The organism is Photobacterium rosenbergii (genome assembly GCF_003026455.1).
Lineage (GTDB): Bacteria > Pseudomonadota > Gammaproteobacteria > Enterobacterales > Vibrionaceae > Photobacterium > Photobacterium rosenbergii.
This window is the reverse complement of the sequence record NZ_PYMB01000011.1, coordinates 60,837-86,265: the sequence shown is the minus strand read 5'-3', so window position 1 is coordinate 86,265 and position 25,429 is coordinate 60,837. Positions and strand designations below refer to the sequence as shown.

Below are 25,429 nucleotides of genomic sequence, written 5' to 3'. Positions count from 1 at the left end.
TATTGCTATTCCTTTGAAATATAATTTATTAATCAAACAATTAATAATCTTAATTAGACCTTTAACCAGAGCATCTGGATATTAATTATTCAAATAGATCGTCTGTGCCGATAAACCCCAAAACGATAGGTTTAATCATGGACTTATTAGGACACCCAATAATCGATAGCTACTAACGTTTTTCTACTTCCTTTTTACAGCAAAGCAGGTTGCTAACAAAGTTACAAAAAGAGGCACACGTCATAAAAACAACAAATAATAGACACTGACTATTAAGTGCAATATTACATTGTCATCAGCTGAAATGGTGAAAACAAACTGAGCCAAAAGGAAGGCAACTACATTCAAGTAGTTATCCAATGAAAAGAAAAATGCTGTTACTATGGCACCTGTTTGCAATGTCTCATACCGTATAAGAGACAGAGACCTTTTTGGAGAGCGAGTCATGCCAAGAGTGAGCCAGGCGGTTGCAGCCGAAACACGACGAAAAATTATCAACGTTTCGTTTGAAATCGCGATGAACGAGGGCTTTGAAAAATTAACTTTTGGTACCATAGCCAAAAAGGCGGGGATCACCCGTTCGGGCATCAACGCGCACTTTAAACATAAAGCCGATCTCATCGATGTTTTGATCCCGATGTTCGTCGAAATCATTGATAAGCCACTTATCTATACCTCTCCAGACGCTTTCTTTACTTCGTGGGTCTATGCCATTCACCATGATCAAGACTTCGTAAAAGCCATTAGTCATTCAGGGGCCATCATATCGCCTCAGCGAGGTGTCAAAGGGCTATTCGAGAAGATTGCAGGCGATCCTGCAGAAGTTGAACGCTGCATTTATATGAGTATTGGTTATGCGGTTGTGAATCTCGCAGAGAATGAATGATCGAAAGTAAACTTAACGCTACACACAAACGCATCATGCCATGTCTTAATTATTGGAATAACGGACGATTTTTGTTGGCTACCTTTAGGCTAGATACACAGCGAGAGGTACAAAATGAAGAAAATCATTCTAGTAGCAGCAGCCTTGTTCCTGTTTGGTTGCGGGTCCACCACGCACCTGACTTGGGATGATCCCAAAGTAACCTTAGCTCAAACCCCGTCAGGTTATGAACTGGTAAGGTCAGGGCCTTAGTGATTGCCCATGTGCGGGACAGCATGCTCCGCAAACCCTGGGTTAAAACGATAACAATACATAAAAAAGAGCCCGCACACAGCGGGCAAAGGTACATTGCCATTACATAGCGTTGGTTAGCAGATTCCGGACATGGCGCCCTAATAATACTTTTGAATGTAAAAGTAAAATATTACTTTAGCAAATAAACCTCGCACTATAAAGTACACTGTCCGTCATAATGGGTGTTAAAGACGCTTGTTTCGCCCCAGCGAGGTTCATCATGACCATCTTCTATTTTGCCGTGTTTTTATTTTCTGCATGATGATTAGGGCTATTTTCTTTCTCGGCCTCATCATTGTGCTTATCGCTAGACAGACATACAGGCAGGATCCTCGCCAACAGATCATATCGATTGGTTTTAGCCAGTATTCGCACAACAATCTCCAAAGCTCCATCTTTTTTATGGTCCAAAACCTTGTCCCTATAGGCTATTTAAAAAATGACAGCTGTTGTTTTTGCTTCTCCGCCAACACCGACAAGGCTTGTGCTGCAGAGGCAGACTGATTAATACCGGCGATATTGTCGTTAATGATATCGAGCGCTGAGGTTATGTTTGAATTGATATGCTCAGTAACCATGGATTGCTCTTCAGAGGCCGCGGCAACTTGCGCATTGATGGTACTGATGCTTTCAACGGATGCAGTAATGCCGGTAATTAGCTCACTGGCCTTGGCCATCATCGTTTTGTTTTGGTCTAGTTTCTCAAGGCTAGCCAGCATGCTTTCATTGGCGATGTGGGCTTTGGTCTGCAAGCTTTCTATTATGGCCTGGATCTGTTCTGTAGATTGCTGTGTTCGCCCAGCAAGCGTACGTACCTCATCGGCAACAACCGCAAAACCACGCCCTTGCTCGCCGGCCCGTGCCGCCTCGATGGCAGCATTAAGCGCCAACAAATTCGTCTGTTCCGAAATACCCTCGATAACATTGATAACCTGGCCAATTTCTTCTGACTGTTTGGCAAGGGCAGTGATAAGTGTTGCGGTTTCGCCAAGCTCACCGTTCAACAAATCCGTAGCAACCTCACTGTCTTGAAACGCCCTGAGCCCTCGCTCTGATAAATGAGCAGCCTGCTTCGTCGAGCAATCGGCACTGGTCGCACTGGTGGCAACCTCACTAGCGGCGCTGGAGAGCTGGTTGATGGCAGAGGCAATAGAGTCAATCTGAGACTTCTGTGTTTCTGCATTCGACTCGGCGGCAGAGGTGATGGTGGCCAACTCTTTGGTGGCACCGTCAGCGGTAGCGCCAATCTCGGTCAACGAGCAGGCTATCGTATTTAACCGGGCGGTTGTCTTGTTCAGGCTTTTGGCCAAACTGCCAATTTCATTACTACCGACATCCGGAATATGGGTGGTCATATCCCCTTCGGCAATCCGAATGACAGCCGTCTCGATCTCCTTGATTTTGCCCACTATCAACCGGGCAACATATAGCGGAACGAAAATCGCGAGCAGGAAGATACTCACGACAATCAACAATCCTTGGACTTGTGCACTGCTTGCCTGGTTGGCATTGAACCTGTTGACGGCCGCTTTGACATCATTTTGATGCTGCTGTTGAAAGGCTTGAACCAGTCTGCTCGCTTCAGATAGAGACTTTGCCTCTTTGACGTTTATGACCAGTTGCTGTGTGTGCCGCTCAGATTGTTTTATCGCTCGAAAGGCTTGCGCCGAAATACCGCTGAGATCGGCAATGGTGTAAACCAGACACACAAAGAAGAGCAACCCTACAGCGACTGTCGGCACTGATATTTGTTTTTTGATAGACCAATTTTCCATTATTTTTGTCATGACCTTTCCTGTCCCGTGCATCAAAAATAAAAAAGGCGGTCATAAGACCGCCAAAACATAGCTAACAGTTTTTGCTTACTTCACAGAAGCAATGGCTTCCATAATTTTTGCTTCTTCGTCAGTACCTACAACGCCTTCGTGGGTGTAAACAACAGTACCGGCAGCATCAAGTACAGCAACCACGGCGCCTTTCTTCTGCATACCCAACTCTTTGGCAATCACACCTTTGCTGTCCATGATGTAAAGGTTAGATTCATCGGCAACAGCCGCTTTTTTGAATTCACCTTTGATGAACATGCCTGCACCCATTGGCGCGTCTTTGGCATTGATGATACGGCACATACGAATATCGCCCGCTTCCTGGATCTTGGTTGACGTCTCGTGGTGCATGTCGTTTGACTCGCCATGACCCGCATTTGCCACAAAGTAAACCGCTTGGCCTTCTAGTTCGTCTGAACCCCACGCCTCAAAGCTGCCAGATGCTGTCGCAACGCCACCTTTAACAATTTCGAACTCTGGTAGTTTCTGGCCTACAACGATATTGGACATAATCTAAATTCCTTTAATAGTGTTTCGGTGTCTTGGTGCTTATAGTGCGGCAGGAAGAAAACAAAAAAATAGACATTGCGCACCTTTGATAAATAGCGGGCGGCGTTTGTTAAATATCGTAATAACACCCATGCACCTAAAAAAAGCCCCTCAAAAGAGGGGCTGTTGTTATCGGTCTTCTACATCTTCAGGTATTGCTACCCATTTGTTATAGGGGCAGGTATTCCTTCTCATGACGCCCCTTAGTTCGACATAGCAGCCACACGCCCGGCATATCCCCTGAATCAGTTTCTCACACCCTTCACATATCGACATTCGCTCCTGGTATGTTGAGGGGTCTACCTTCAGTTCATCGTCAATATGCTTGATCTTCTGTTCAAGGTTCGCTGCAAACTCAGCATCTATTTTTGCCATGATGCAGGCTTTGCACTCGCGTAGGCTGCTTGTCATATTACTTAACCTGCAGTGTGATTACGGCACAGGCTGGAACAGTCAGTTTGATGCCTTGATCAGTGATTTCGAAGTCTGTGAAATCGGCAGGAACGACATTTTCAGGGTTTTCAAACGTGTTATGCGCGTCAGGCGCACCCACTAGGATAGTAGCTGTAACGTTTTCTGGCTTAAGCTCTGCGAACTCGACAACAAGCTCATGAGCATTAGTCATAGACGTGTTGTTTAGCGTAGTGGTGATAACGCCTTTACGCGTACGAGAGGTAGACTCGAATAGGTCAGCAACTTGAGCGCCTTCAACACCAATCTTCTCAACGCCTTCTAGACGAGATTCGATTAGAGAAGCGTTCTTGTGCGGCTTCATCATGTTGAACACATGGTATGTCGGGGTAGTGATCATCTTGTCACCTTCCGTCAAAATCATTGCTTGAAGAACGTTAACCGTTTGAGCAATGTTAGCCATGTCGATCTTGTCTGAGTGCTTGTTGAAGATGTTCAAAGTCATTGCTGCAACTTGAGCACAACGCATTGCGTTTTGTTGGTACAGGAAGAATGGGCTTGTGCCGTCTTCAGTCTGGTACCAAGCACCCCACTCATCAACCATCAGCTTAACTTCACCTTCTGGATCGTACTTGCGCATGATTTCAGAGTGCTTGATGACTAACTCTTCAATGTGAGCCGCGCTTTCTAGGGTACGGTAGTACTCGCCGCCGTCGAAGTCAGTCGCATAACCACGAGGGTGCTCCATTTTAGGGAAGCAGTAGTAGTGAAGAGCAAGACCAGTAACGTTAGAACCCGTCATGTGGTAGTAGTCATCGATCTCATCACGACCATCATGGTTAGTCATAAGACCTTTCATTACTCTCTCTGTCCAATCGTAGTCACCACGGTTAGGGCCAGAAGCGATACGGCGGAAAGGTGCATTCCAGTTGTAAGTACGCGCAAAGTTGTTGTAACGGCGGAACTCAGAAGCGTAGTGCTCTGGGTTCATGTGACCGCCACAACCCCACATTTCGTTGCCGATCCCGACATAGTCCAGCTCAAACGGTTCTTCGCGGCCATTGGCTTTGCGTTGAAGTACCAGTTCGGAATCCACTTCGCCTGTCATGTACTCGACCCACTCTTGCATCTCGCGCACAGAGGCAGAGCCCATGTTAAGGTTCACGTAAGACTTACAATCAAGCTGTTCACACAGTTCGAAGAATTCATGGGTACCAAAGTGATTAGACTCAAGCACACCACCCCATAGTGAGTTGATCACAGGCTTGCGCTGCTCAAGAGGGCCCACGCCTTCTTTCCAGTGATAGTCTTCAGCAAAACAACCACCCGGCCAGCGAAGAACAGGGATCTCTAGTTCCTGTAGCGCTTCAACCACGTCGGTACGCATACCGTTAACGTTAGGAATGTCTGAGTCTTTGCCAACAAAAATACCTTCGTAGATACAGCGCCCCAGGTGCTCTGCGAAGTGGCCATAGATGTCCTCAGAGATCTGATTTAGCTTTTTATTTTCATTAATGATTAATTTTTTCATCGTGCTTGTCCTAAGCGGGATCTAATGTCGAGGCTCACTTTGCGCCTGAGTGCCAAAACAGACAATTACGATATTTAACAAACACCATCCGCTATTTGCTTAATGTGTTTACTGTCTCATTTCGACAGATTTCTATGTTGTACCTTGTCGGCAAATTAACTGACGGTGAATAAGAATGAAGCCTGCTGACAAAAAATATCTGATTGGTTTGGACTTCGGTTCAGACTCTGTGCGCGCAGTTATCGTGAGTGCACAAAATGGCAAGGAAAAGGGAAGCGGTGTCGCTTTCTACAAACAGTGGATGAACGGTGCCTTTTCAGACCCATCCAAGTCGATGTTCCGTCAACACCCATCCGATTACATCAATGCAATGACCAAAGCTATCCAGGATGCGATAGCTGATTCGGAAGAGGGGATCGCGAAAAAAATTGTCGGGATCGGGGTGGATACAACCGGCTCTACGCCGGCTCCTGTTGATGCCAATGGCGAAGTGCTGGCACTCAAACCTGAGTTCTGGGAAAACCCCAACGCGATGTTCATTCTATGGAAAGACCACACCTCTGTGGAAATGGCAGATCGCATCAACAAGCTTGCCGCTTCGGACGAGTTCGAAGACTACACCAAGTATGTTGGCGGTATTTACTCTTCTGAATGGTACTGGTCAAAGGCCGCGTACATTGCAGAACAAGATAACGAGATACACAAGCACACCCATAGTTGGGTAGAGCTATGTGACTGGATCCCGGCATTACTTACCGACACCACACACCCTAACAAAATCAAGCGGGGGATCTGCGGGGCTGGCCACAAAGCGCTGTGGCACGAAAGCTGGGGCGGCCTTCCATCCCAAGAGTTTTTAACCGCGATTTCACCGACACTGGAAGGAATGCGCTCTAAGTATTCCAAGACGGTGCACACATCTGACGAGAAAGCCGGCACACTAACCGAAGAGTGGGCGACAAAACTGGGCTTGAACCAAGGTATTGCCGTTGCTGTCGGTGAATTCGACTGTCACATGGGCGCTGTCGGTGCTGGTGCAGGCGAAAACGATCTAGTGAAAGTCGTCGGCACCTCCACTTGTGACATCCTCATGGTTGATGCCGAAGAGTTGGGCAAGCAAACCATCAACGGTATCTGCGGTCAGGTGAACGGTAGCTCCCTGCCGGGCCTGGTTGCGCTAGAAGCCGGCCAGTCTGCTTTCGGTGATATCTACGCCTGGTACAAGCGTCTGCTGTCCTGGCCGCTGCAGCAATGGCGTGATCAGAACCCTGAAGACAAACAGGTATGTAAAGATATTGAGGAAAGCATTTTCCCAATGCTGACCACTGCCGTCGGCTACAACGACAACAGTGAAGGTGCTATCGCACTGGATTGGCACAATGGCCGCCGTACCCCTAATGCGAACCAGCGACTAACTGGCGCTATCGCCAACCTCAACTTGGGCTCTGATGCGCCCGAGCTATACCACGCCCTTGTTGAGTCCACAGCTTTTGGCGCGAAGTCAATCACCGAGTGCTTCCAGGCCCAAGGCGTAGATATCAAACGTGTTATCGCCATTGGCGGTATCTCCAAAAAGTCACCACTTGTTATGCAGACAATGAGTGACTGTTTGAACCTCAGAATTTCCGTTGTTGAGTCTGATCAGTGCTGTGCAATTGGTGCCGCCATCTTCGGGGCAGTCGCAGCAGGTCTATTCACTAACGCTCAAGAAGCACAGAAGGTGATGTCTAGCCCGGTGTGTCAGGTATACAGCCCAAGACCCCAGGAATCTGAGATCTACCAGAAACGCTTCGAAGCTTACCAAACTCTTGGTCAGTCAATCGAGAACCTCATTATGTCTGGCGTTAAAGGGGAAATGTAATGTTAGAGCAACTCAAGAAAGAGGTATACGAAGCCAACATGCTGCTGCAAAAGCACAACCTGGTGACTTTTACCTGGGGCAATGTGTCTGGCATCGACCGCGAGCAAGGACTGGTGGTGATCAAACCAAGCGGGGTCCCTTATGAAGAGCTCAGCCCGGAGAACATGGTGGTGGTCAACCTTGAGGGTAAGGTGATGGGTGATGGCCTCAACCCATCTTCTGATACCGCAACCCACCTCGCCCTGTACAAGGAATACCCGAATATCGCCGGGGTGGTTCACACCCACTCACCAAAGGCGACGGCATGGGCGCAAGCCGGTTGTGATATTCCGGCCCTGGGGACCACTCATGCAGACTACTTCTACGGAAACATTCCATGCACACGCGCGCTAACACGAGAAGAGCTAAAAGGCGAGTACGAGTTAAATACCGGCAAGGTAATCATCGAAACCATTGGTTTAATCGATCCAATGGTGATACCGGGAATTATCGTACGTGAACACGCCCCCTTTACGTGGGGAACGTCGCCGAAAAATGCAGTACACAACGCCGTCGTGCTGGAAGAGATCGCCAAGATGGCGACGGAAACCATCATGATCAACCAACGTATCACCCGCATCCCACAAGAGTTGCTAGACAAGCACTACATGCGCAAACACGGCAAAGACGCCTATTACGGGCAGAAGTAAAGGTAAAACAATGAAAGCATTTAACAAGAAAATCTGGTTTGTAACCGGTTCACAGCACCTGTATGGCCCGAAGGTACTCGAAGAAGTAGACGCCAACTCAAACAATATCGTTGCAGGCCTCAACCGCAAAGAGCAAATCTCAGCAGAAATTGTCTACATGGGGACAGCCAAAGGGGCAGGGGAGATCCTCGATATTGTGCAAAAAGCCAATAACGATCCTGAATGTGCCGGGATCATTACCTGGATGCATACCTTCAGCCCGGCAAAAATGTGGATTGCGGGCCTGAGCCAGTTGAACAAACCTTTTGCTCACCTGCACACCCAGTTCAATGCGGGTTTGCCTTGGGACAGCATCAACATGAACTTCATGAACACCAACCAGAGCGCACACGGCTGCCGCGAGTTTGGTTTCATCGGGGCGGCGATGGAGTTAGACCGCAAGGTGATCGTCGGTCACTGGCAAGACGGTGAAGTGCACAAGGAGCTGGATGATTGGATCCGCGCAGCGATGGGGTGGGCCGAAGCGCAAACCCTACGCGTTGCCCGCTTTGGCGACAACATGCGTAATGTGGCGGTGACGGATGGCAACAAAGTCTCGGCTCAAATCCAGTTCGGTTTCGAAGTCCATGGTTACGGTGTTGGCGAGCTGGTTAAGTTCATTGACAAGGTCGAAGACAAAGACGTGGATGTGCTGCTCGACGTCTACCACACCCAGTACGATGTGGTGATTGGCGATTTGGCGAGCGAAGAGGAAACCAACGAACTACTGCGCAAAGAAGCCCGCCTTGAGTTGGGTATGAAGGCCTTTCTTGAAGACAAAGGCTGCATGGCCTACACCAACTGCTTTGAAGATCTGACCGGTATGTCTGGCCTGCCAGGACTAGCAACCCAGCGCCTGATGGAGCAGGGCTACGGTTACGGCGGCGAAGGTGACTGGAAAACCGCGGCATTCACCCGCATCATGAAAGTGATGGCAACGGGTCTGGCGGGCGGTACGTCTTTCATGGAAGACTACACCTACAATTTCGCCGATGTTGATCAGGTACTGGGTGCCCACATGCTGGAAGTGTGCCCGACCATTGCCAACAAGAAGCCGACTATCGAGATCCACCGTCACACCATCGGTTGTAACGTGCTTGTGCCTCGTATGCTTTTCACCGGAAAAGAAGGCTACGGTATCAACATTTCGGTGATCGACCTTGGCCCGCGCTTCCGCATGATCATGAACGAGGTTGAGGCGGTCCGCCCAGAGAAAGAGATGCCGCACCTACCGGTTGCCAGCACGCTATGGGAGCCGCTACCAAGCCTTAAGGTTGCTGCCGGCGCCTGGATCCATGCCGGTGGTGCTCACCACACCACGTTCTCACAGGCGGTAACGCCGGAAATGATGTATGACTTCGCAACCATTGCCGGTATCGAGATTGTGAACATCAACGAAAACACCCAAATCCAATCGTTCAAACAAGAGCTCAGCCACAACGCGCTATACTACCGTCTGAACAAATAAGCCCTTAATAATAAGCCCCGCACTGCGGGGCTTCTAAAGTCTACTGTCCTTCACGTGTTATCGCACCAGTAAACCGAGCTGAGGGTAAGGTCTGATTACTTGTCATTACTGAGGGAACATGACGGGATAAATACCAACCGATTCTGTCATGCTCCTATATTCTAGTGCTCAAGTTACGCGCTTGCCTCACACGTCGATATTCACGACTGTAATTTTTTAATCCTAAGCTCTCTAGTGTTGAGCTTTTCTTCCTTCCAGATGTTTTTAATCGTGCCGATACTCACGATGATGTCGTGTTGATTTAACTCCTTCAATAATTGCATTAATGTCGCATGAGGGTTCAGCAGCGTCAGTTCGATAATCTTGTCTTCTTTAATTTAAGCACTAAATTGTGTGTTCTATTGTCCCCCCCTTTTCAAAACTCTAAATAACGAAAAGATTAGTTAAAATTCACACGCAAGCTAGATCAACTACTAGAACTATGGAAGCCCAAGAAAAAAACTGTAAAAGCTTACAAGTAACGCGTTAACGCAATGGAAGGTGGACAATGGTTATCACGACTGCTCTATATCTGACACAGCCTCTCGGTGCGAAGGAAACCAGTAGTCAATTAAACTTAAGAAACTATAATGCACAAGTCGGAGAGTTACTCATTAAAGTTAAAACCATAAACAAAGTTATAGGACTCCGTATGACTACTCGATACTAACGACTTTACCGCGTAGGTAAGACCTGCGTTGTACCTGATTTGATCAGCGATACCAGTATTAATCGAACCCTAACATTGTCCGGACAATTGTTTTTAACTCCAATTGGATTACGCTTGCTCCCATGCCTGTAAAGTCTCCTAATAATTTATAAGCTTTAGAATATGCAACAACAACGTCAATGTCAGTTATTACTCTTTTTGTACCTAGTTCTGACGTAAGAAAACCTGATATTCGTTGAGAATGGGCTCTTGAGGGTAAAAAAACACACGGGAGATCAGCTTTAGCAGGGAACATGTCTGAAATTCCCAACCTATCTAAGTGCCTTTGCTCTATAATATGGTGCGCATGCCAACCTTTCAACGCCCCATTGGCATGTTTTGAGACACGATACTTATTCAACGCTTCGTAGGAACCTATAATTAAATCGGAATCTGTTCGGTAAATTGGCTGTTTTTTTTTCGTAGTCCAAATAATTTTTTTATTTATTTTATTAAGAATGCTTCTTAAGGTAAACTTTACTTTAGATCGTATCAGTCGCTCAACTCCAGACAACCGATTTCCACCATTATTTTTGGGGATTTTGGGAAACCTAGAAGGTCTCACCCCGTTAATTTCTCCATTTTCATCAATATCAAAAGGTAAGGGATTGATTACGTCTTTAGTATTCTTTAACAGTTTTATAAGTGAATCTGCTGTATCTAACGTATACCCATCATTAAGATAATTTTTCATTCCAGAAAAAATTCGAGGCGTGGATATGTCTGTATATCGAGATGGCACAATGATTCCACCTCTACCTTTATAAAAGGTTATTACTTGTGGATTATACCCATCATTCGAATTTTCGTTTATAAACTTAATTTTCGTCACTTCACTCAGTGCTTCTTCTTTACTTTCAAAAATTTTTTGAGTCACTAGCATAACATAACCCTTCGTCTCTGATAATTCATAATTAGCTATTTCTTCTTCGTGTAGTATACCATTACCTCGCCATATTAAAGTCCATGACTTAAGTACAATAGTATAGCTAATGCTCGTAACAACATTATCTATATACCTAGGATTTAGAAGAGGATTTTCCGCACCATAATACAATATAACTGGTAATTTATTCTTATGAAAATCAGGTTTAAAGTTATTTTTAGTCTCTATATTTTTTTTAGCCTTAAGAATATCTATCAATTGGTTACGAGCACTAGTGGATAACTCACACTTAAACAAACGCCCAAGACTATTATTAAGATTAGTAATTACTTTAAAAAGATTATTTGCTTCAACTTTGCTAGTAGAAAGAAAAATATTTATTAACTTAACATAACGATTAACGATGGCTACATTATCATCTTTATGAATAGGGAGTTTCAATAATGATAGTAATTTATTAGAAACTCGATCATAACCCTTTGCTTCTTTATAGGCTCTTTGACAATATCTAGATCGGCACATATATAGCCCATCAATCTGTAGAATCTATGTCAGAAAATAAAAAGTCTTGATTGTGTAAAATTGAAACCTTGATTGGTGCCGATTCTTCAAGCGGTGGTATTTCGCTTAATATACAATCTCCACAAACAGGTTCTATATGTGTTCCATCTGTAGGTGAGTATACATGTGTTTTACTTAGTAAACCAAAACGAATGTTTCTTGTACCTTCGTATTCCTTTAGGAATTTTCTTGTTGTAGCCTCATCATAAGCACAATAACCCGGTATAATAATTTGATTGCCACTAATAAAAGCGTCTTCAGTAGAAAAAATTTCTTCCCAGTTATTCTTCAATTCATTTGGTTCATCAATATCTTCCATTAATTCTTCAATCATTCTAGAAAATGTTACCCCGTCAGCTAACTTTGAAATGTACTCTAAATATTTTCCGATATAAAAAAGTCGATGACATTTTAAATGACTTATTACTCGATCTATTACAAACTCTGCATGTCGTGCTCTTTCAAGAGTATCACGATCTTCTTCTGCTGGGTGAAGCAGTGGACGTACAGAACCGCCAACAAGTGTTAAAAAACCACCCAGCCTTCGAAAAGTTTCAGTAAAATCTGAAGAATCTAATACGTTGTTAGATTTTTCCGTTTCTTCTACACCAAACCACAAAGGCCTAAGAGCCGACTCTAAAGATAAAGCTAAAGTCAGATATAATTTGTTATCCAAAGGAGTTTCTTTTTTGTATATGGCATAGTAAAAGTTTAAAGTTGTAAAAATTAGGCCCAATTTGTTATTTGTCGCATCATTAAGTCCATTCCCCGGAAGATTTGCATCAAAGGACGATGCAGGGTCATTTGCATCAAAGCCGGCTAACTCTTTTACATTGAATATGTTTGGTTCTTCAAACAAGTAGTGCAAAGCGATTTTGGAAATTTTTTCGATATCCTCAAAAGCTGTCCTGTTTTCGAAGTCTACGAGTGACTCCAAGGCTTCGTGTAATTCAAAGAGCAGGCGAGAATCTTGTAAATATTTCTCAAGGAACGACGCATTAGATTGAACAAACTTCCTAGTGAAAGGCATATCATTTATTTCAAAAATAAGTGAAGGCCTAATTTTTTCTAAAGAGAATTCCACACAAAACTTTTTGGCGAGAGCGTACACTTTTAAATCCAACGAACGATCTCGATAAGGGTTACGCAGAAGCCTAGAGCGACCATTTACCTCTGACGTTTCAATGGTTTCTTTAACCTCAACCCTCTGAAGTGAGCGAAGTGCCTCAGAAGACTTTTGGGTACTGTCGCGTACTTTTTCTGTACTAGAAGACGAATTCTTTTCTAGAGATTCAGAAATAGAACCACTTAAATTTAAACCTAATTCGGCCTTTTTAATGGGAATTGATATAGAGCCTCCACCTGATACATTCCAGTTTTTTATTCTTGCTGATGAGCGAGTTATATTTATAACATCCCTATCAACTATCTGACTTTCTGATGAGTCATTTTCTTCGACTTCATCCAGAGATGTCCGCTCAAAGTATTTTCGTTGTGATGTTTCTATTGAAATACGCAATTGTTCTCCGGGTGAGAGGGATATCGTTGTAGCAAGCGCTGAACGAAACAGAGATTGAAACCACCATTTCTGACTAAATTCTAGGTCTAAAGCTAATACAGACGAAAATGAGACTGTATTTAGTGAAAAACAACCATTATTGTAAACTGATGGGGCAACCTCTCCACCTTCAGGTGCAGAGAAATATAAAGGTAAAATTGGAACTGGACGCCTAAAATTAATTATAGCTTCTGGTTGTAGAACTTCAGATGGTCCTTTACAAGTAGAGTTGTCAAAACTAGCGGGATCACAAGGTAGCGGCGGAGTCTTAGGAGTACGACACGTTTCCTGTATTCGAGTTAATACCTCAATTAATTCATATTGCTTCTTACCTCTTGACTTTTTATATAATTTAGATTTATCGTTAATCATATTAACACTTCCCATTATAAACTCAGATTAAATGAACTGGCTAATATCACACATAAAATAATTTTAAGTTTAGTAGTTGATAATCATATTTCAATTAGCTGGGCTTTGTTTCCTAAATCAGGGAGCTAAATCATCAGCCTACGATCTGATCAGCTAAGTTCATTCAAATACTTTGACCAATGGCCAAACCTTGCTACAAAACCACCAATTGGAAACACTATAACCGAGCTTTAATCAATCGCGGTTCACTGACATTTTGGATTGATGAAGAAGTTATTCAGCTATGGAAACAAATCAAGCAAGGCAAACGGGGAAGACCTAGTTTGTTTAGTGATTTAGCGATTACGACAGTTCTCATGGTTAAACAGGTATTTTCAATGCTGTTAAGAGGTCAGCAAGGACTCATCAACTCTGTTCTTAAACTCGCTCAACTGCCTTTGTCATGCCCTCATTATTCATGCATTAGTAAGCGAGCTAAAATGGTTAACTCGCTTTCAAAGCAAAGACTAAAGAGACAATCCAGCATATCGCTATTGATGCTACAGGGCTAAAAGTCTAAGGTGAGGGCGAGTGGAAAGTTAAAAAGCATGGCACTGATGGAAAACGCCGGATCTGGCTAAAGCTACATTTAGCGGTCGATACAAACACGCATGAAATTATTGCTGCAGAGTTAAGTTTATCGAATGTGAGCGACGGTGAAGCGCTTCCAAATTTGCTTAGACAGACCCGTCGAAGAATTATGGAAATATCTGGTGATGGTGCTTATGACACAAGGTTGTGCTTCGAAGCTATTCGCATCAAGCAAGCTGTTCCACTCATTCCGCCAAGGAAAGGTGCCGCCTTCTGGGAGTGAGGTCATCCCCGCAACCTAGCTGTTGGTTGCCAGAAGCTCTACGGTTCAAATAAGCATTGGAAAAAGAAGTACGGTTATCATAAGCGTTCACTCTCAGAAACGGCGATGTTCCGGGTGAAGAAACTGCTCGGCGGTACATTGAGCTTAAGAGATTACAATGCTCAAGTTGGCGAGACTTACGCCATGATAAAAGCATTAAACAAGCTCACAGGGCTAGGCATGCCTGAAACGATAGCGATCGCCTAACAATTAGTCATATTAGGCGTTTTTTACCTGAACTCGAGTTAGGAAACAAAGCCAGCATGATAAGAAAATGTAAGGCCAAGACAGATGAACAAACTTTGAATAAGCATTTACTCTAAGCAGGAAAGGGGCATAAATCAGTTTGGCGACCTAGTGTTACCCCCCAATTAATATCGAACGATTTAAGTTGGTGCCTTAATCAACATCATTAAGCCCTTTTCGATAAATGACTTACTCTTTAGGACGTGACTGAAGACACAAAAAAGGCCTGATCACATCAGGCCCTAGATAGCTATCAACCTCACTATACGAGGCTTTCTGTTTTCGTTATATCAAGCTTTGGCCGGTTTGGCCTGTGGCATATATCCGCCAGGTACCGTTGTCATATCAAAGGCACCGACAGATGCACCGACTTTAGCGGTATACATTGCCATGATCACAGCTAGCAGTTCTTTGATACCAAGCATTGGTAGCACAGGCGCTGCACCTGCTTCGCCAAACAAGAAGTACACCACGGCAAAAATAGGCAGAGTGATAAACACTGCACAGCGGATCAGCAACTTAAAGTAGGCAACTGCCGGCGATACCGTCGCAAATGGAAGCAGTTTAGTGTGGTTCTTGTTCTTGTGGTCAAAAGCGACGCCTTCAAGGTTGTTCTTGGTTCTAAAGCCGATTAGTTCTAGCCGTCCGAATACAAACAAGAAGAATGGGATCAGAATTGTGGTGAGGGTAAAGTCAAAAATCACAGAACCAGTTGGTGCCATCACTGGCAGCATACCGCCTGGCGCCGTAATAATTCCCAGGCTGTTGAAGAACATGTTCAATGCCACCTGAAGCCATACAAAACGTCTGATCTCTGAGCTAAACGCTAAGTCTTTCATGTTAATTCCCTAAACAATAAAGGGGGCATCAGCCCCCAAAATACCCGGCAAATTAGAAGCTTTCACCGACGTTGAAGAAGGCTAGAACATTGTCTTCTTCCTGATCGTTGTAAGTGATATCAAGACGCATAGACAGGCCATCTTCAGGCGCTAGCATGTAACGGAAACCTACAGTGCCTGAGTAGTGAATGTCATCATCACCACCGGTGCCAACATCCTGGGCCTTGGCAAAGGCAACACCGCCCACAATACCGATATCATTAGTTAGCCAATGACGAAGCTGGAAATCCGTGCCGTAAGATGAGCGACCTGCGATTTCCATCGTGAAACCGGTCGCCACAGAGTCTAACGTTGCTAGGGTCGTAGGGGCATCTTCTGAGTTCCAGTTGGCCATGCCACGCCATGCAAACGTCGTTGAGTCGCTGATAGGGGTGTAGTAACGCAGGTCAGCTTTAACGTTCTCGTACTCGTCGGTGCCATTGAGCGTCATGCCCTGAACACCACGAAGGCCAGCAGCGGCTTCCTGCTGTCCCATGCCATCTAAGAAATCAGCCGCGGCAGATAGGTCACCAACCACTGAACCATTGGTGTTCTCTACCTCGATAGTCTGAGCGTTCACAGATACGTAGAAACCCGACAGCGGCGTTAGCGGGTTGCTTCGCTTGTCGTACTCAACCTTGATACCGTAACCCGTCAACTCTTTATCCGTGATCATGTTGATGGTGCCGTATTCAGGCGCACTGCTATCACGGTCAAACTCCGTATCGACGTAAATCCAAGATGGACCAATGTAAAGATCTTCGATTACCTGGTAGCCGATGTCACCTTCAAAGCGGAGCGTCGTCTGCTCTACTTCTACCGTCGGTGAATCTGAGATGCCTGCGAAACCGGCAGCATCAGGAGATAGCGCCTGTACGGCATCCAGACCTTGGCCGAAGCGCATGAAGTTCATGACATCCAGCTTTGCGTAGGTATATGTTGCATCGGCGAAAATTTTCCACTGGTTCTCAGAGCCAAGGTAGTTAGTGGTGTTTACTTTCGCTACCCAGTTGCCGTTGGAGCCATAGATACCATACAGGCTAGTACGGGAAGTTTTGGTCGCATCGCCAATCTCATAAGTTAGAGTTGGGATAACAGAGCCGGCAAAATCGAAAATAGGATCATAAAATGGACCGATAGCCGTATTGAAGCGAACACCCTCTTGTTCAGCCTTTTTATCATCAATAGCATCGGCATACACAGCGCCAGAGAACACGCTAGCAATTAAGCCAGTCAGTAGTAATTTTTTCATTGAACACCCAGTAATTTTGTTTATTTGAACGCTATTAATTTGCTCCTTTTTTTTAGAGGGAAATATTACGATATTTAACAAATAGCGGACAGTGGATGTTAAATGTGTCTAAGGTCTCGTTTCACATTTTGAACAAAAAAGGGCTCCTGATGTCAGAAGCCCTTTAGTGTGATAAGCGTCACTGTTGTTATTCGCGACCTTCCCGAGCAGAGATATTGACGATAATGACCAAATAGCTAAATGGCACACAGAATAGCCACGACTGAGTCATTTTGAATGCAAAATAACCCCAGCCAGACATCTCGGTAATAGCTAACCCCTTCAATAGCAGATACGTTGGCAACTGGAAAAAAAACGCAGCGATGAACATCCATACCGGAAGGGCCTGATATTTATTCTCTGGTATAAAGCGGCATAGTACGCGGTTGAATGTACCTTCATTCCACACCGACGGTTCGCCTTGGTGCTTGGCCATCTGCTTTCTGATCCCAATAGGAAAGAGAAGGCTAATCAGGCAGGCAGCCACTGTCGATTGCACAATAAGTTCATTCGTCATTGTCGACAATAGGATAATCGGCTCAAACGGTTGCAGGATAAGAAAAGCAAAAAAGGCATTAATCGGAATGGCCCCTTTAGCGACTTTGGCAACAAAAAGATTGCGAATTTGTAGCGACATCTATAACACTCCAAAAGGGCATTGCTGCCCTTTTAATATCCTTATGCAACAATAACTTCTTTGAGTTTCTTCTGGGTAAGCGGGTAGGCAGACGCGATAAGTGCCACAACCACTAATATGGCAAGCGGGAAGGTGCCGCTCATATGCTTGATGCCGATCAGGGTTTCTTCAGATTGCGCTGCATTGGGCACATAGTTGTAAATCTCGAGCATGAAACCGGGTACGATGCCCCCCACAGCAGCACCACACTTCAAGAAAAAGCCAATCAGTGAGTTACCAATACCAACAATATTTAGTCCCGTTTTCTGTCGCCCATATTCGATGGCATCGGGCACGAAGCCCCAAATCACACCGACCATGAATCCCTGCCCCAGAGAGCTATGAGGGACAAAGGCAAGGAACGTATTGAGATCGCCACTGTATACCGCAATAGTTCGCGTTGCTGCCAGCAGGGCGCCAGCGACAAAAATCCATTTTGGATCGTATTTGTCTACCATCTTCCTCGACAGCAACACGCCGAACACAATACAAAGCAGCTGACAGACCACAAACAGCGGGAAGATATCTTTGGCTTCGAATAGGTAGGTCAGAAGATAGATACCGGATGAGGTCGTAATAAACGAGTTGCCAAAGACAGCAAAGAATAGCGCAAACAAGATAAGCAGCGGCTTGTTCTGACCTAGGTACGACACCACCTGTTTGAATGAAACTCGCTCTTCCTGATCATTGGCGGCAACTTGGATATGCTCAGTGACAGATCGGTAGCAGTACACATGCATCAGGAATCCCACAGATGCGTATACCATCATGGCACGCTGGTAACCAACAGCCGGATCACCGCCACCCAACAAATCAACCAGTGCCGGGATCCCTGCCATGGTTGCCGAAAACAGCATCACAAGTGCACTGCGAATACCAACCAACTTAGTACGTGCCTTGCTATCTTCTGATAAAGCAGAAATCATAGAGATATATGGCACACTCATTAACGAGTAAACCATACCGTAGCCAATATAGGTGACATAGGCATACACCAGTTTTGCATCAGGGCCTAAGTCGGGGACCGTGAACATCGCGATACCAAATAGTGCGACGGGCAGTGCTGCGATGCCAATGTAGGGCTTGAACCTGCCATTCTTGGTATTGGTACGGTCAACGAAATATCCCACAATCGGATCATTGATGGCATCCCATATTCTCGCCACTAAAAACAGCGTTGCCGCCTGGGCCGGGGAAATGCCAAAAACATCGGTATAAAAGATCAATAGAAATATATTTGCGAAGGTATTGGTTAAATTACTGCCCACATCGCCAAAACAATATCCTATCGATTCTCTGGTTGAGAGTTTACTCATTATTAGGTCCTTATCAGGTATCTTTCAGATTTATCGTTATTTATTAAACGGGTAATGATTGCTTTGCTTCACAAACAGAGAAGTGATAGACATATGTGGTTTTCGACATTAAAAAAGCCTTTCATATGAAAGGCTTCAATTAAAAAACTGTCGATTAAGGATTACCGCCTAGGTCGGAGAATTGCGAGGCTAATGCCCCTGTTAATGCTTCCCGTCCCAGCTCTTGGGTATGGCGTTCGACTTTTATCTCAACATAATCGGATGCTAGCTTAGCGGCATTCGACAGGTCATCACCAGCCAAAAAGCCACCGATGACAGTTGCGGCAGCGGCTGTTATGGCAGTAATTTTCGTTGCTATTAATGGCATAATTCCCTCCTTGGCTAATAATTAATGGAAAGTATCCTTTATTTTGACTGTTTATTTTGCGTCACAGCTCAAAATAAATGCCTTTTGTTCAAGCGCAGGATCTTTTCCCCGTTGCTCACAAGCGTCTTTCATTGCTAGCGAAAATAGCGCGCCAACACCCATAATCCAAAGCCACTTAAGCCTGTTATTACGTTTCTCATTTTCTTCAGGTGTCATGTTTCCCTCTCTGTCTTGATTCATTGTTTACATGACCATGGCTGAATTCACTTATGATATTTAACAAACACCATCCGCCATTTTGCAAAGTTGCGCGATGTCTATTTTTTTTCCCACGGTTTCACTCATTGTTAGGCCAACCACATAAACGAGAAGGGAACTAGCGTGAAAACAAAACTGTTCGCAGCGGCTGCCATTGCTGCTCTTATCTCTGGCTCGGCAAGTGCCGCGACTTTTGGTGTTGGCGACACTCTACCTGCCGCAACCGTAACGGATGGCGGTTACGCATATGTAGAAGATGGCAAGGTGGAGTACAAAGAATGGTCGGTAAGTGAGATTAAACCACAGGGCACCATTGTACTGATTGCCAAGGCCGGCCGTGCCGCTGCGGCTGACATGGTTACCACAGAGTTCGTTGAGAAGCTGAAAAGTGCCAACGTTGACATGATTAATTTCATCAACAAAGACGATGCCGCATTTGGCACTGGCATGTTTGTAGAAGGCGCGATTGAGGAAAGCATGCTGAAAGATCCTGCGGGACGAGTAGTGCTTGACCGCGATGGTGAACTCTTCGCCGAGTGGGAACTTGAGGAGCAAAGCGCTGCGGTCATCATCGTCAAAGATGGCAAGGTCGCTTACCTCCACGAAGGCGCATTAGACGCTAGCAAAGAAAACAAGATTCTAGAACTATCTAAGTAAGGATAAAAAGATGTTATTGTCTCCTGACTCTAAGGAATTCAAAGGCAACAGCGTATTTGGTGAGTGGATCATGAAAGATGGTCTGCCAGTATTCAACTACAAAGTGAACCCACTAGAGACCCCAGCGTGTGAGTGGGAACCGCTACCGTACCCAAAAACTCGTCAGAACTATCATTTCATTGGTAACAGAGCCGTTTCATTCTTGGTTGATAACTACGGTGGCGCCGGCATGTGGGACGAGCTTGAATGTTCTCGCTGGCTTACTCGCCCAGATCACCAAAACGGTGGTACAGGTTTCACCCACATTGTGGAAGCGGATGGAACCGTATGGGGGACATCAATCCTTAAGAAGCCAGAGGGAATGATCCCAGAGCGCCACTTCGGCCCTACCTCTTTTGGTGTTTACCCAAGCTACAACGGCCTGAACGTTCAGCGTGACATGATCATGCCAGAAGGCAATGCACCTTGGGCCTTTGTACGCGTTCGTGTATCACTTGATGAAGCTCAGGCGACTCGCACATTCAAACTACAAGAAGAATGGAAACTAAACCCATTCTACGTAGGTCTTCTAATGCTTCCTGAAGATCGCCAGGAACTCGCTGATGAAGTGACTTACGACATCGAGCTTGGTGACAAGATCATTGCGCAGGAAGTCTTTGGCGATGAAGATTTCGGTGGCGAAACCGGTACCGAAGCGAAGATGATGGTTGAGTCGTTCAATGCTGGTTTTGAAGCCGCTACAAATGGCGAACAGTTCCCAACACTAACCTTCACCGGCGAAGTCACACTAGAGCCAGGTGAAACCAAAGAGTTCTACTTCCGATTCGGCCGCTATGACGATGCAAAAATCGATGCACCGAAGTTCTACGACGACACGCTAGCTGCCACTAAGAAGCGCCTGCCTACTGGTAGCTGTGAAGATCTACCGCTAACTTCTGCCGAGGTTGTTTGGAACGCCGCAGCTATCTACGGTATGGTTTTCGAAGACAAGATCCTTGGTCACCACACCATTAACCAGGGCTGTGCGTACGGCTTCACCGTAGGCTGTAACGCAGCACCTCGTGACCCACTGCAGTACGTAACTGCAATGGCATACATGGAGCCAAACCTATCTCTAGAATGTCTGAAGAACACTCTAGCGTGGGGTTCTGAAGATGGCGACCTACCATTCACTCTATCTTCTGACAAAGAAGCGGGCATGATGGCGTTCCGTCCATCAGATCAAGGTCTATGGTCTCTATGGGCTGCTTGTGAATACTACGCACTAACGGGTGACTTGAAAGCGTTTTCTGACCTTCAAAACTACCACCCAATGCACGAGCAAGAGCCTGTTACGCTGAAAGAGAACCTCATCCGTCAATTCCGTTTCTTCGTAGACGTTGTTGGTCGTGGTGCTCTTAACCACCCACGTATCTGGAATGCTGACTGGCAGGATGACGTACTAGACTTCGCCGGTGCTTATGACCGCGAGCAAATGATCAACGAAGGCGGCTCGGTATTTAACTCAGCACTAGCTGCATGGGTTCTGCCAATGTTTGCTGGCCTGATGGCAAAACTTGGCGAACCTGAAATCGCTAAAGAAGCTCGTGAACAAGCCGCAGAACTTCGCGCGCTAGTTGCTAAGCAACACAACGGCAAATTCTTCGCTCGTGCGACTGTGCCAGACGGCTCTGTTGTTGGTGACGATATCTGTTGGATCGAAGTGCAAGCATTCGCATTGCTATGTGGTGCGGCAGAAGATGCGGGCATGGTTGACGCCGTTCTTGAGCACGTTGACAACTTCAACGGCAAAGAAAGCCCACTGGGCGCTCGTACAATGTACCCTCACACTGGTAAGGGCCGTGCATCTCGCGGTGGTGTTTGGTACACAATTAACGAGAAACTCATCGCAGGTGCTGCTAAGTGTGGTCGTGTTGATTGGGCGAAGAAAGAGCTTGAGAAGATGTCTCTTCATACCAAGACAGAAGCATACGCTGACCGTTGGAACGGTGTTCTTTCTGGCCCTGACGCTTGGAACGCACCTGAATCTCGTCTAAACCCAGGCGAATCTTGGGAAGGTTGGTACGAAGGAGGCTGTGAAGATGAAGATATCGCAGAGCAAACTAACGATCATACTAACGAAGTGGACGAGACTCTAATCCTAGCTGCTAAGTACGCTTCTATGCAGTCGTTCCCAATCTGTAATACTCACGCTCACACTAACCCGATTCTGGGTCTATTGCATATTGGTGGCGTATTCGTGAATGAAGACTGTGAACTAACAGTCGGTACCGGTATCGAGTTCGAAGCGCCGCACTGGAAACTGAACAAAGACGGTTCAGGCTGGATCATGACAGACCAAGAAATCACCGTTCACTCACCAAACGGTAAGTTCACCGGCACGGGTAAAGTTGAGTTCTAATTCAACCCAGTCAAACTGCGCAATCGCGTAGAGTGCTAACCCATAGGGGATCTGAATAACTTCAGATCCCTTTTTTGTTGGTTAAAACCGATATGGGGAGTGATGTGGTAATCCATGAAGTCCTTCATGAACAGGGGTTGAGGTAACTTAATTTCCTCGTCTAGCGTTAGATGCTTTTAATTATTCTTATCCTAATAAGGTACGTGAAACCACTTTAAATAACATTATTTTATGTTCTATAGGTTATGCCATATCGATTATTCCACTTCAAAATTAACCCTAAGATATTGAACAAATTTAACACCCCAAAATTAATATCATTATTGTTTCAATATTTGTTTGTTAAGCTAATCATCCGAAGAACTAAAATGTGTGGGGACTAAAATATTTCAGAATCATAAGAAATAGGATATTCCAATTCAATTAACCTCCTTACGACATGAAACTGACTTTGTGGTTAAGCAATCTAGTAATCGCAATAACGAAAAGAGAGTGTCTTAGTACAGTGTTGATACTTTATCCTTCCATTGTTACCCTGAACTTAGATTAGCTATATACTTGATTTATTTTTAAATCTTATAATTAAGAAAATAATTCACTTAGAACGTTACGTTTAAATCACTGAATTAATATGTAAATTTCACATACACCGATAAAGACTGGCAAATTTTGAGTTGACAACGTTTAATGTATATAAAGTTGGCTATAATTGTATGTAATACATTTCATTTGAACCAATATTATGAGAAATAATTTCATTCTTGTGTTGTTGTTTTTTTCAGTTCGCTCATTTGCTGTTCAAGGCGAAGTTTGTTCATTTTTTTATAATTTAGAAAAACAGATGAACAATAATAACAGTCAGATAATTACAGAAATGTTAGACAGATTTCGCACACAAACAGCTAACAAAATTTTGCAGCCCTTAACTGATACTGAGATTGGTTATTATTTTACTGTAGACAGAGGCTATTACTTTAATTTAGATTGCCAAGACTTAAGCGAACCTGGAAGATTATCTGAAACAGGTATGTTTGCAATTGGGGATAGATTTAAACCCGTAAAAAAAATCAAATTCAATGGTAACGATTATTATTATGGAATAAGATCCTCAGGGTTAATGAGTTTTGTTCGGGTTGACAAAACAAGAAAAATCGAAACAGATAAAGTTTATTTTGTCAACAGAACTTTAGAAAAGTCATTCTTTTGTACTAATGAAAATAATTGTTCTGGAGTAAGTAAAGAATTTTCAATTAGAAATCATTATGCTGTTATGGGAAAGAAAGACTTCATATACAACGGTGGTTGTAAGAAATTTAATGTTCAAGTCTATCAACGAAATGAAGAAAAAGGGAGTGAGTTAATTATTCCCTTTCCAAATACAATAAACTCAATACAATATTGCAATACCAATGATATATTTAAGTTTGATCATGTTGATACTGAAGTTTTCTTTGATGGTACTCCTATTGTTGGTCATTTAGTACTCCTTTCATCAAAAGAATTAAAAAAATTAATTCCAAACATAAGTGATGTAAAAAATTGTGATGAAAAAATAGTTCAAGTAAAATCTGAATTAGACAGGATAAAATTAAACTTTGGGCTAGATCTGAGTAAAATATATGCAAAGTTTTCAAGTGAATTAGAGCATGAAATTGAAAGTAAGTATGAGGTTATTAGAACACTTGATAGGGGAGTTTTCATTAAATTTTTAAGTTTTTCTATTGAGTCATCAAAAATGAAAATATTAAATGATAATGACATCCTTATAGTTGAGCTGATGCAAACTTGCGATAAGCATGTAAAGAAACCGGTTGATTTTGCAAATGCTACATTCAATATAAATGCAGACAAAGAAATAGAGGTTGATATCGATAGAGAAGATTTGACTAAAGAAGCAAGAACAAAAGGCGAAGATGGTAATAAGTTTGTTGACTGGGTTATTGAAACCCAATCAAAACCTGCAAGAAAAAATGGACAAACTTGGATAATTCGAGGTATTAGACAACATATTGAATGGCGGGATTTTATTCAGCATAAATTTGAAGAGCAATTAGTTGAGTTTTTAGATGAAGACGATTTAATCTATAAAGATAGAATGGCAAGATATTTTACCATGTTATTTATGTCGACTTCTTTTATATATATAAAAGATGAAGGCGCAAATTAAAAAACAAAAAATAGAAGGTTTAGAAATGTCATATACAATTATTAAAAAATATTATGCACTGGCTTTTTTATCATTGACAATTACCATATTAACAATCGATTTGAAGCATGCCGGACCTACAGATTCCAGTGGTTGTCACTATCACAATGGAATAAGGCACTGTCACTGGTAAATGTGTTAAGCTTGAAATATATCTATTTATCTAAATTAGTAATTCAACAAGATAATCAATTAAACATATAAAGCCAACTAATAGACGACCAAAAAACCTAAGGAGTAGACTACAGTACTTACTGAATGAACAATGGTTATAGAGTCTAAACGACAACTTAACCTCGACCTACTTTAAATATACGACGGTCACAAATACCGTAGTGAGCACTCTGATAGAAATGTTTGGATTGGCTTACTGCCGAAATTTTTGCTTGAATCGCTGCTTCGCTGAATAATAAAAGGAAATTGATTTAATATAAAGTAGATCAAAGACGTACTCTAACTAATTAATATAAATTTAAATTAGATAAATTGCTAACTCAGTTCAAATCCAATTTAGCTAACATTCATTGCTCTAGTCGATATAGCTGGACTCGTTGGGATCTAA

19 protein-coding genes and 1 pseudogene are annotated in these 25,429 nt (G+C 44.0%); 8 read left to right on the top strand and 12 right to left on the bottom strand.

Annotation, left to right across the window (positions count from 1 at the left end; genetic code table 11):
- The first annotated feature begins 445 nt into the window (after positions 1-445).
- Positions 446-886, top strand: coding sequence for a TetR family transcriptional regulator (locus C9J01_RS19045; protein ID WP_107299720.1), 441 nt, complete (start codon positions 446-448; stop codon positions 884-886).
- 722 nt (positions 887-1,608) lie between these two features.
- Here the strand turns inward: C9J01_RS19045 and C9J01_RS19040 are convergent.
- The 4 genes from C9J01_RS19040 to C9J01_RS19025 all read right to left on the bottom strand — a co-directional run bounded on the left by C9J01_RS19040 (position 1,609) and on the right by C9J01_RS19025 (position 5,497).
- Positions 1,609-2,967, bottom strand: a complete 1,359-nt coding sequence (locus C9J01_RS19040; RefSeq protein ID WP_158264567.1) for a methyl-accepting chemotaxis protein — start codon at positions 2,965-2,967, stop codon at positions 1,609-1,611.
- Between the two features lie 75 nt (positions 2,968-3,042).
- Positions 3,043-3,516: a YtfJ family protein gene (locus C9J01_RS19035; RefSeq protein ID WP_107299718.1), complete on the bottom strand. Its 474-nt coding sequence runs from the start codon at positions 3,514-3,516 to the stop codon at positions 3,043-3,045.
- 168 nt (positions 3,517-3,684) lie between these two features.
- The gene (locus C9J01_RS19030) at positions 3,685-3,966 is read right to left on the bottom strand and encodes a DUF6171 family protein (RefSeq protein WP_107299717.1); all 282 of its coding nucleotides are present in this window, start codon (positions 3,964-3,966) and stop codon (positions 3,685-3,687) included.
- A gap of 1 nt (position 3,967) precedes the next feature.
- A complete protein-coding gene (locus tag C9J01_RS19025; protein WP_107299716.1) occupies positions 3,968-5,497 on the bottom strand; it encodes an alpha-N-arabinofuranosidase in 1,530 nt (509 codons plus the stop codon).
- A 175-nt stretch (positions 5,498-5,672) separates the two neighbouring features.
- Here C9J01_RS19025 and C9J01_RS19020 point away from each other — a divergent pair, with 175 nt between their 5' ends.
- Genes C9J01_RS19020 through araA form a run of 3 tightly spaced genes read left to right on the top strand, consistent with a single transcriptional unit; the run spans position 5,673 to position 9,554 of the window.
- On the top strand, positions 5,673-7,358 hold the full coding sequence (locus C9J01_RS19020; RefSeq protein ID WP_107299715.1) for a ribulokinase: 1,686 nt from the start codon (positions 5,673-5,675) through the stop codon (positions 7,356-7,358).
- A complete protein-coding gene (locus C9J01_RS19015; RefSeq protein WP_107299714.1) occupies positions 7,358-8,047 on the top strand; it encodes an L-ribulose-5-phosphate 4-epimerase in 690 nt (229 codons plus the stop codon). The genes C9J01_RS19020 and C9J01_RS19015 overlap by 1 nt, the downstream gene beginning before the upstream one ends.
- Before the next feature lie 10 nt (positions 8,048-8,057).
- On the top strand, positions 8,058-9,554 hold the full coding sequence (gene araA / locus C9J01_RS19010; RefSeq protein ID WP_107299713.1) for an L-arabinose isomerase: 1,497 nt from the start codon (positions 8,058-8,060) through the stop codon (positions 9,552-9,554).
- 767 nt (positions 9,555-10,321) lie between these two features.
- Here araA and C9J01_RS19000 read toward each other — a convergent pair.
- Together C9J01_RS19000 and C9J01_RS18995 are read right to left on the bottom strand one after the other, a co-directional pair.
- The gene (locus C9J01_RS19000) at positions 10,322-11,710 is read right to left on the bottom strand and encodes a hypothetical protein (RefSeq protein ID WP_107299712.1); all 1,389 of its coding nucleotides are present in this window, start codon (positions 11,708-11,710) and stop codon (positions 10,322-10,324) included.
- A gap of 10 nt (positions 11,711-11,720) precedes the next feature.
- A complete protein-coding gene (locus tag C9J01_RS18995) occupies positions 11,721-13,679 on the bottom strand; it encodes a hypothetical protein (RefSeq protein ID WP_107299711.1) in 1,959 nt (652 codons plus the stop codon).
- Positions 13,680-13,858: 179 nt separating this feature from the next.
- On the opposite strand from C9J01_RS18995, the pseudogene C9J01_RS18990 reads away from it, so the two are divergent.
- Positions 13,859-14,778 (top strand): annotated as a pseudogene (locus C9J01_RS18990) (IS5 family transposase).
- 329 nt (positions 14,779-15,107) lie between these two features.
- On the opposite strand, the gene C9J01_RS18985 reads toward C9J01_RS18990, so the two are convergent.
- The 6 genes from C9J01_RS18985 to C9J01_RS29660 all read right to left on the bottom strand — a co-directional run bounded on the left by C9J01_RS18985 (position 15,108) and on the right by C9J01_RS29660 (position 19,561).
- Positions 15,108-15,656: a hypothetical protein gene (locus C9J01_RS18985; RefSeq protein WP_107299710.1), complete on the bottom strand. Its 549-nt coding sequence runs from the start codon at positions 15,654-15,656 to the stop codon at positions 15,108-15,110.
- Between the two features lie 52 nt (positions 15,657-15,708).
- Positions 15,709-16,947 carry a BamA/TamA family outer membrane protein gene (locus tag C9J01_RS18980; protein ID WP_107299709.1) on the bottom strand — a complete coding sequence of 413 codons (1,239 nt, stop codon included), beginning with the start codon at positions 16,945-16,947 and terminating at the stop codon, positions 15,709-15,711.
- 187 nt (positions 16,948-17,134) lie between these two features.
- On the bottom strand, positions 17,135-17,623 hold the full coding sequence (locus C9J01_RS18975) for a hypothetical protein (RefSeq protein WP_107299708.1): 489 nt from the start codon (positions 17,621-17,623) through the stop codon (positions 17,135-17,137).
- A 41-nt stretch (positions 17,624-17,664) separates the two neighbouring features.
- Positions 17,665-18,978 carry an MFS transporter gene (locus C9J01_RS18970; protein ID WP_107299707.1) on the bottom strand — a complete coding sequence of 438 codons (1,314 nt, stop codon included), beginning with the start codon at positions 18,976-18,978 and terminating at the stop codon, positions 17,665-17,667.
- A gap of 154 nt (positions 18,979-19,132) precedes the next feature.
- Entirely contained in the window at positions 19,133-19,345 is a 213-nt protein-coding gene (locus C9J01_RS18965; RefSeq protein WP_107299706.1) for a hypothetical protein, read from the bottom strand.
- A 51-nt stretch (positions 19,346-19,396) separates the two neighbouring features.
- On the bottom strand, positions 19,397-19,561 hold the full coding sequence (locus C9J01_RS29660) for a hypothetical protein (protein WP_158264566.1): 165 nt from the start codon (positions 19,559-19,561) through the stop codon (positions 19,397-19,399).
- Positions 19,562-19,726: 165 nt separating this feature from the next.
- On the opposite strand from C9J01_RS29660, the gene C9J01_RS18960 reads away from it, so the two are divergent.
- The 3 genes from C9J01_RS18960 to C9J01_RS18950 all read left to right on the top strand — a co-directional run bounded on the left by C9J01_RS18960 (position 19,727) and on the right by C9J01_RS18950 (position 24,828).
- Positions 19,727-20,260: a YtfJ family protein gene (locus C9J01_RS18960; protein ID WP_158264565.1), complete on the top strand. Its 534-nt coding sequence runs from the start codon at positions 19,727-19,729 to the stop codon at positions 20,258-20,260.
- A 10-nt stretch (positions 20,261-20,270) separates the two neighbouring features.
- On the top strand, positions 20,271-22,661 hold the full coding sequence (locus C9J01_RS18955) for a GH36-type glycosyl hydrolase domain-containing protein (RefSeq protein WP_107299704.1): 2,391 nt from the start codon (positions 20,271-20,273) through the stop codon (positions 22,659-22,661).
- Between the two features lie 742 nt (positions 22,662-23,403).
- The gene (locus C9J01_RS18950) at positions 23,404-24,828 is read left to right on the top strand and encodes a hypothetical protein (protein WP_107299703.1); all 1,425 of its coding nucleotides are present in this window, start codon (positions 23,404-23,406) and stop codon (positions 24,826-24,828) included.
- The last annotated feature ends 601 nt before the right edge of the window (positions 24,829-25,429 follow it).

Excerpts from the sequence above, each read along its gene's own strand:
- C9J01_RS18950 (WP_107299703.1), top strand. The coding sequence starts at position 23,404 with ATGAGAAATAATTTCATTCTTGTGTTGTTGTTTTTTTCAGTTCGCTCA.
- C9J01_RS19030 (WP_107299717.1), bottom strand. The coding sequence starts at position 3,966 with ATGACAAGCAGCCTACGCGAGTGCAAAGCCTGCATCATGGCAAAAATA.
- C9J01_RS18955 (WP_107299704.1), top strand. The coding sequence starts at position 20,271 with ATGTTATTGTCTCCTGACTCTAAGGAATTCAAAGGCAACAGCGTATTT.
- C9J01_RS18970 (WP_107299707.1), bottom strand. The coding sequence starts at position 18,978 with ATGAGTAAACTCTCAACCAGAGAATCGATAGGATATTGTTTTGGCGAT.
- C9J01_RS18975 (WP_107299708.1), bottom strand. The coding sequence starts at position 17,623 with ATGTCGCTACAAATTCGCAATCTTTTTGTTGCCAAAGTCGCTAAAGGG.
- C9J01_RS18995 (WP_107299711.1), bottom strand. The coding sequence starts at position 13,679 with ATGATTAACGATAAATCTAAATTATATAAAAAGTCAAGAGGTAAGAAG.
- C9J01_RS18985 (WP_107299710.1), bottom strand. The coding sequence starts at position 15,656 with ATGAAAGACTTAGCGTTTAGCTCAGAGATCAGACGTTTTGTATGGCTT.
- C9J01_RS18965 (WP_107299706.1), bottom strand. The coding sequence starts at position 19,345 with ATGCCATTAATAGCAACGAAAATTACTGCCATAACAGCCGCTGCCGCA.
- araA (WP_107299713.1), top strand. The coding sequence starts at position 8,058 with ATGAAAGCATTTAACAAGAAAATCTGGTTTGTAACCGGTTCACAGCAC.
- C9J01_RS19000 (WP_107299712.1), bottom strand. The coding sequence starts at position 11,710 with ATGTGCCGATCTAGATATTGTCAAAGAGCCTATAAAGAAGCAAAGGGT.
- C9J01_RS29660 (WP_158264566.1), bottom strand. The coding sequence starts at position 19,561 with ATGACACCTGAAGAAAATGAGAAACGTAATAACAGGCTTAAGTGGCTT.
- C9J01_RS19015 (WP_107299714.1), top strand. The coding sequence starts at position 7,358 with ATGTTAGAGCAACTCAAGAAAGAGGTATACGAAGCCAACATGCTGCTG.
- C9J01_RS19040 (WP_158264567.1), bottom strand. The coding sequence starts at position 2,967 with ATGACAAAAATAATGGAAAATTGGTCTATCAAAAAACAAATATCAGTG.
- C9J01_RS18980 (WP_107299709.1), bottom strand. The coding sequence starts at position 16,947 with ATGAAAAAATTACTACTGACTGGCTTAATTGCTAGCGTGTTCTCTGGC.
- C9J01_RS19020 (WP_107299715.1), top strand. The coding sequence starts at position 5,673 with ATGAAGCCTGCTGACAAAAAATATCTGATTGGTTTGGACTTCGGTTCA.
- C9J01_RS19035 (WP_107299718.1), bottom strand. The coding sequence starts at position 3,516 with ATGTCCAATATCGTTGTAGGCCAGAAACTACCAGAGTTCGAAATTGTT.
- C9J01_RS19025 (WP_107299716.1), bottom strand. The coding sequence starts at position 5,497 with ATGAAAAAATTAATCATTAATGAAAATAAAAAGCTAAATCAGATCTCT.
- C9J01_RS19045 (WP_107299720.1), top strand. The coding sequence starts at position 446 with ATGCCAAGAGTGAGCCAGGCGGTTGCAGCCGAAACACGACGAAAAATT.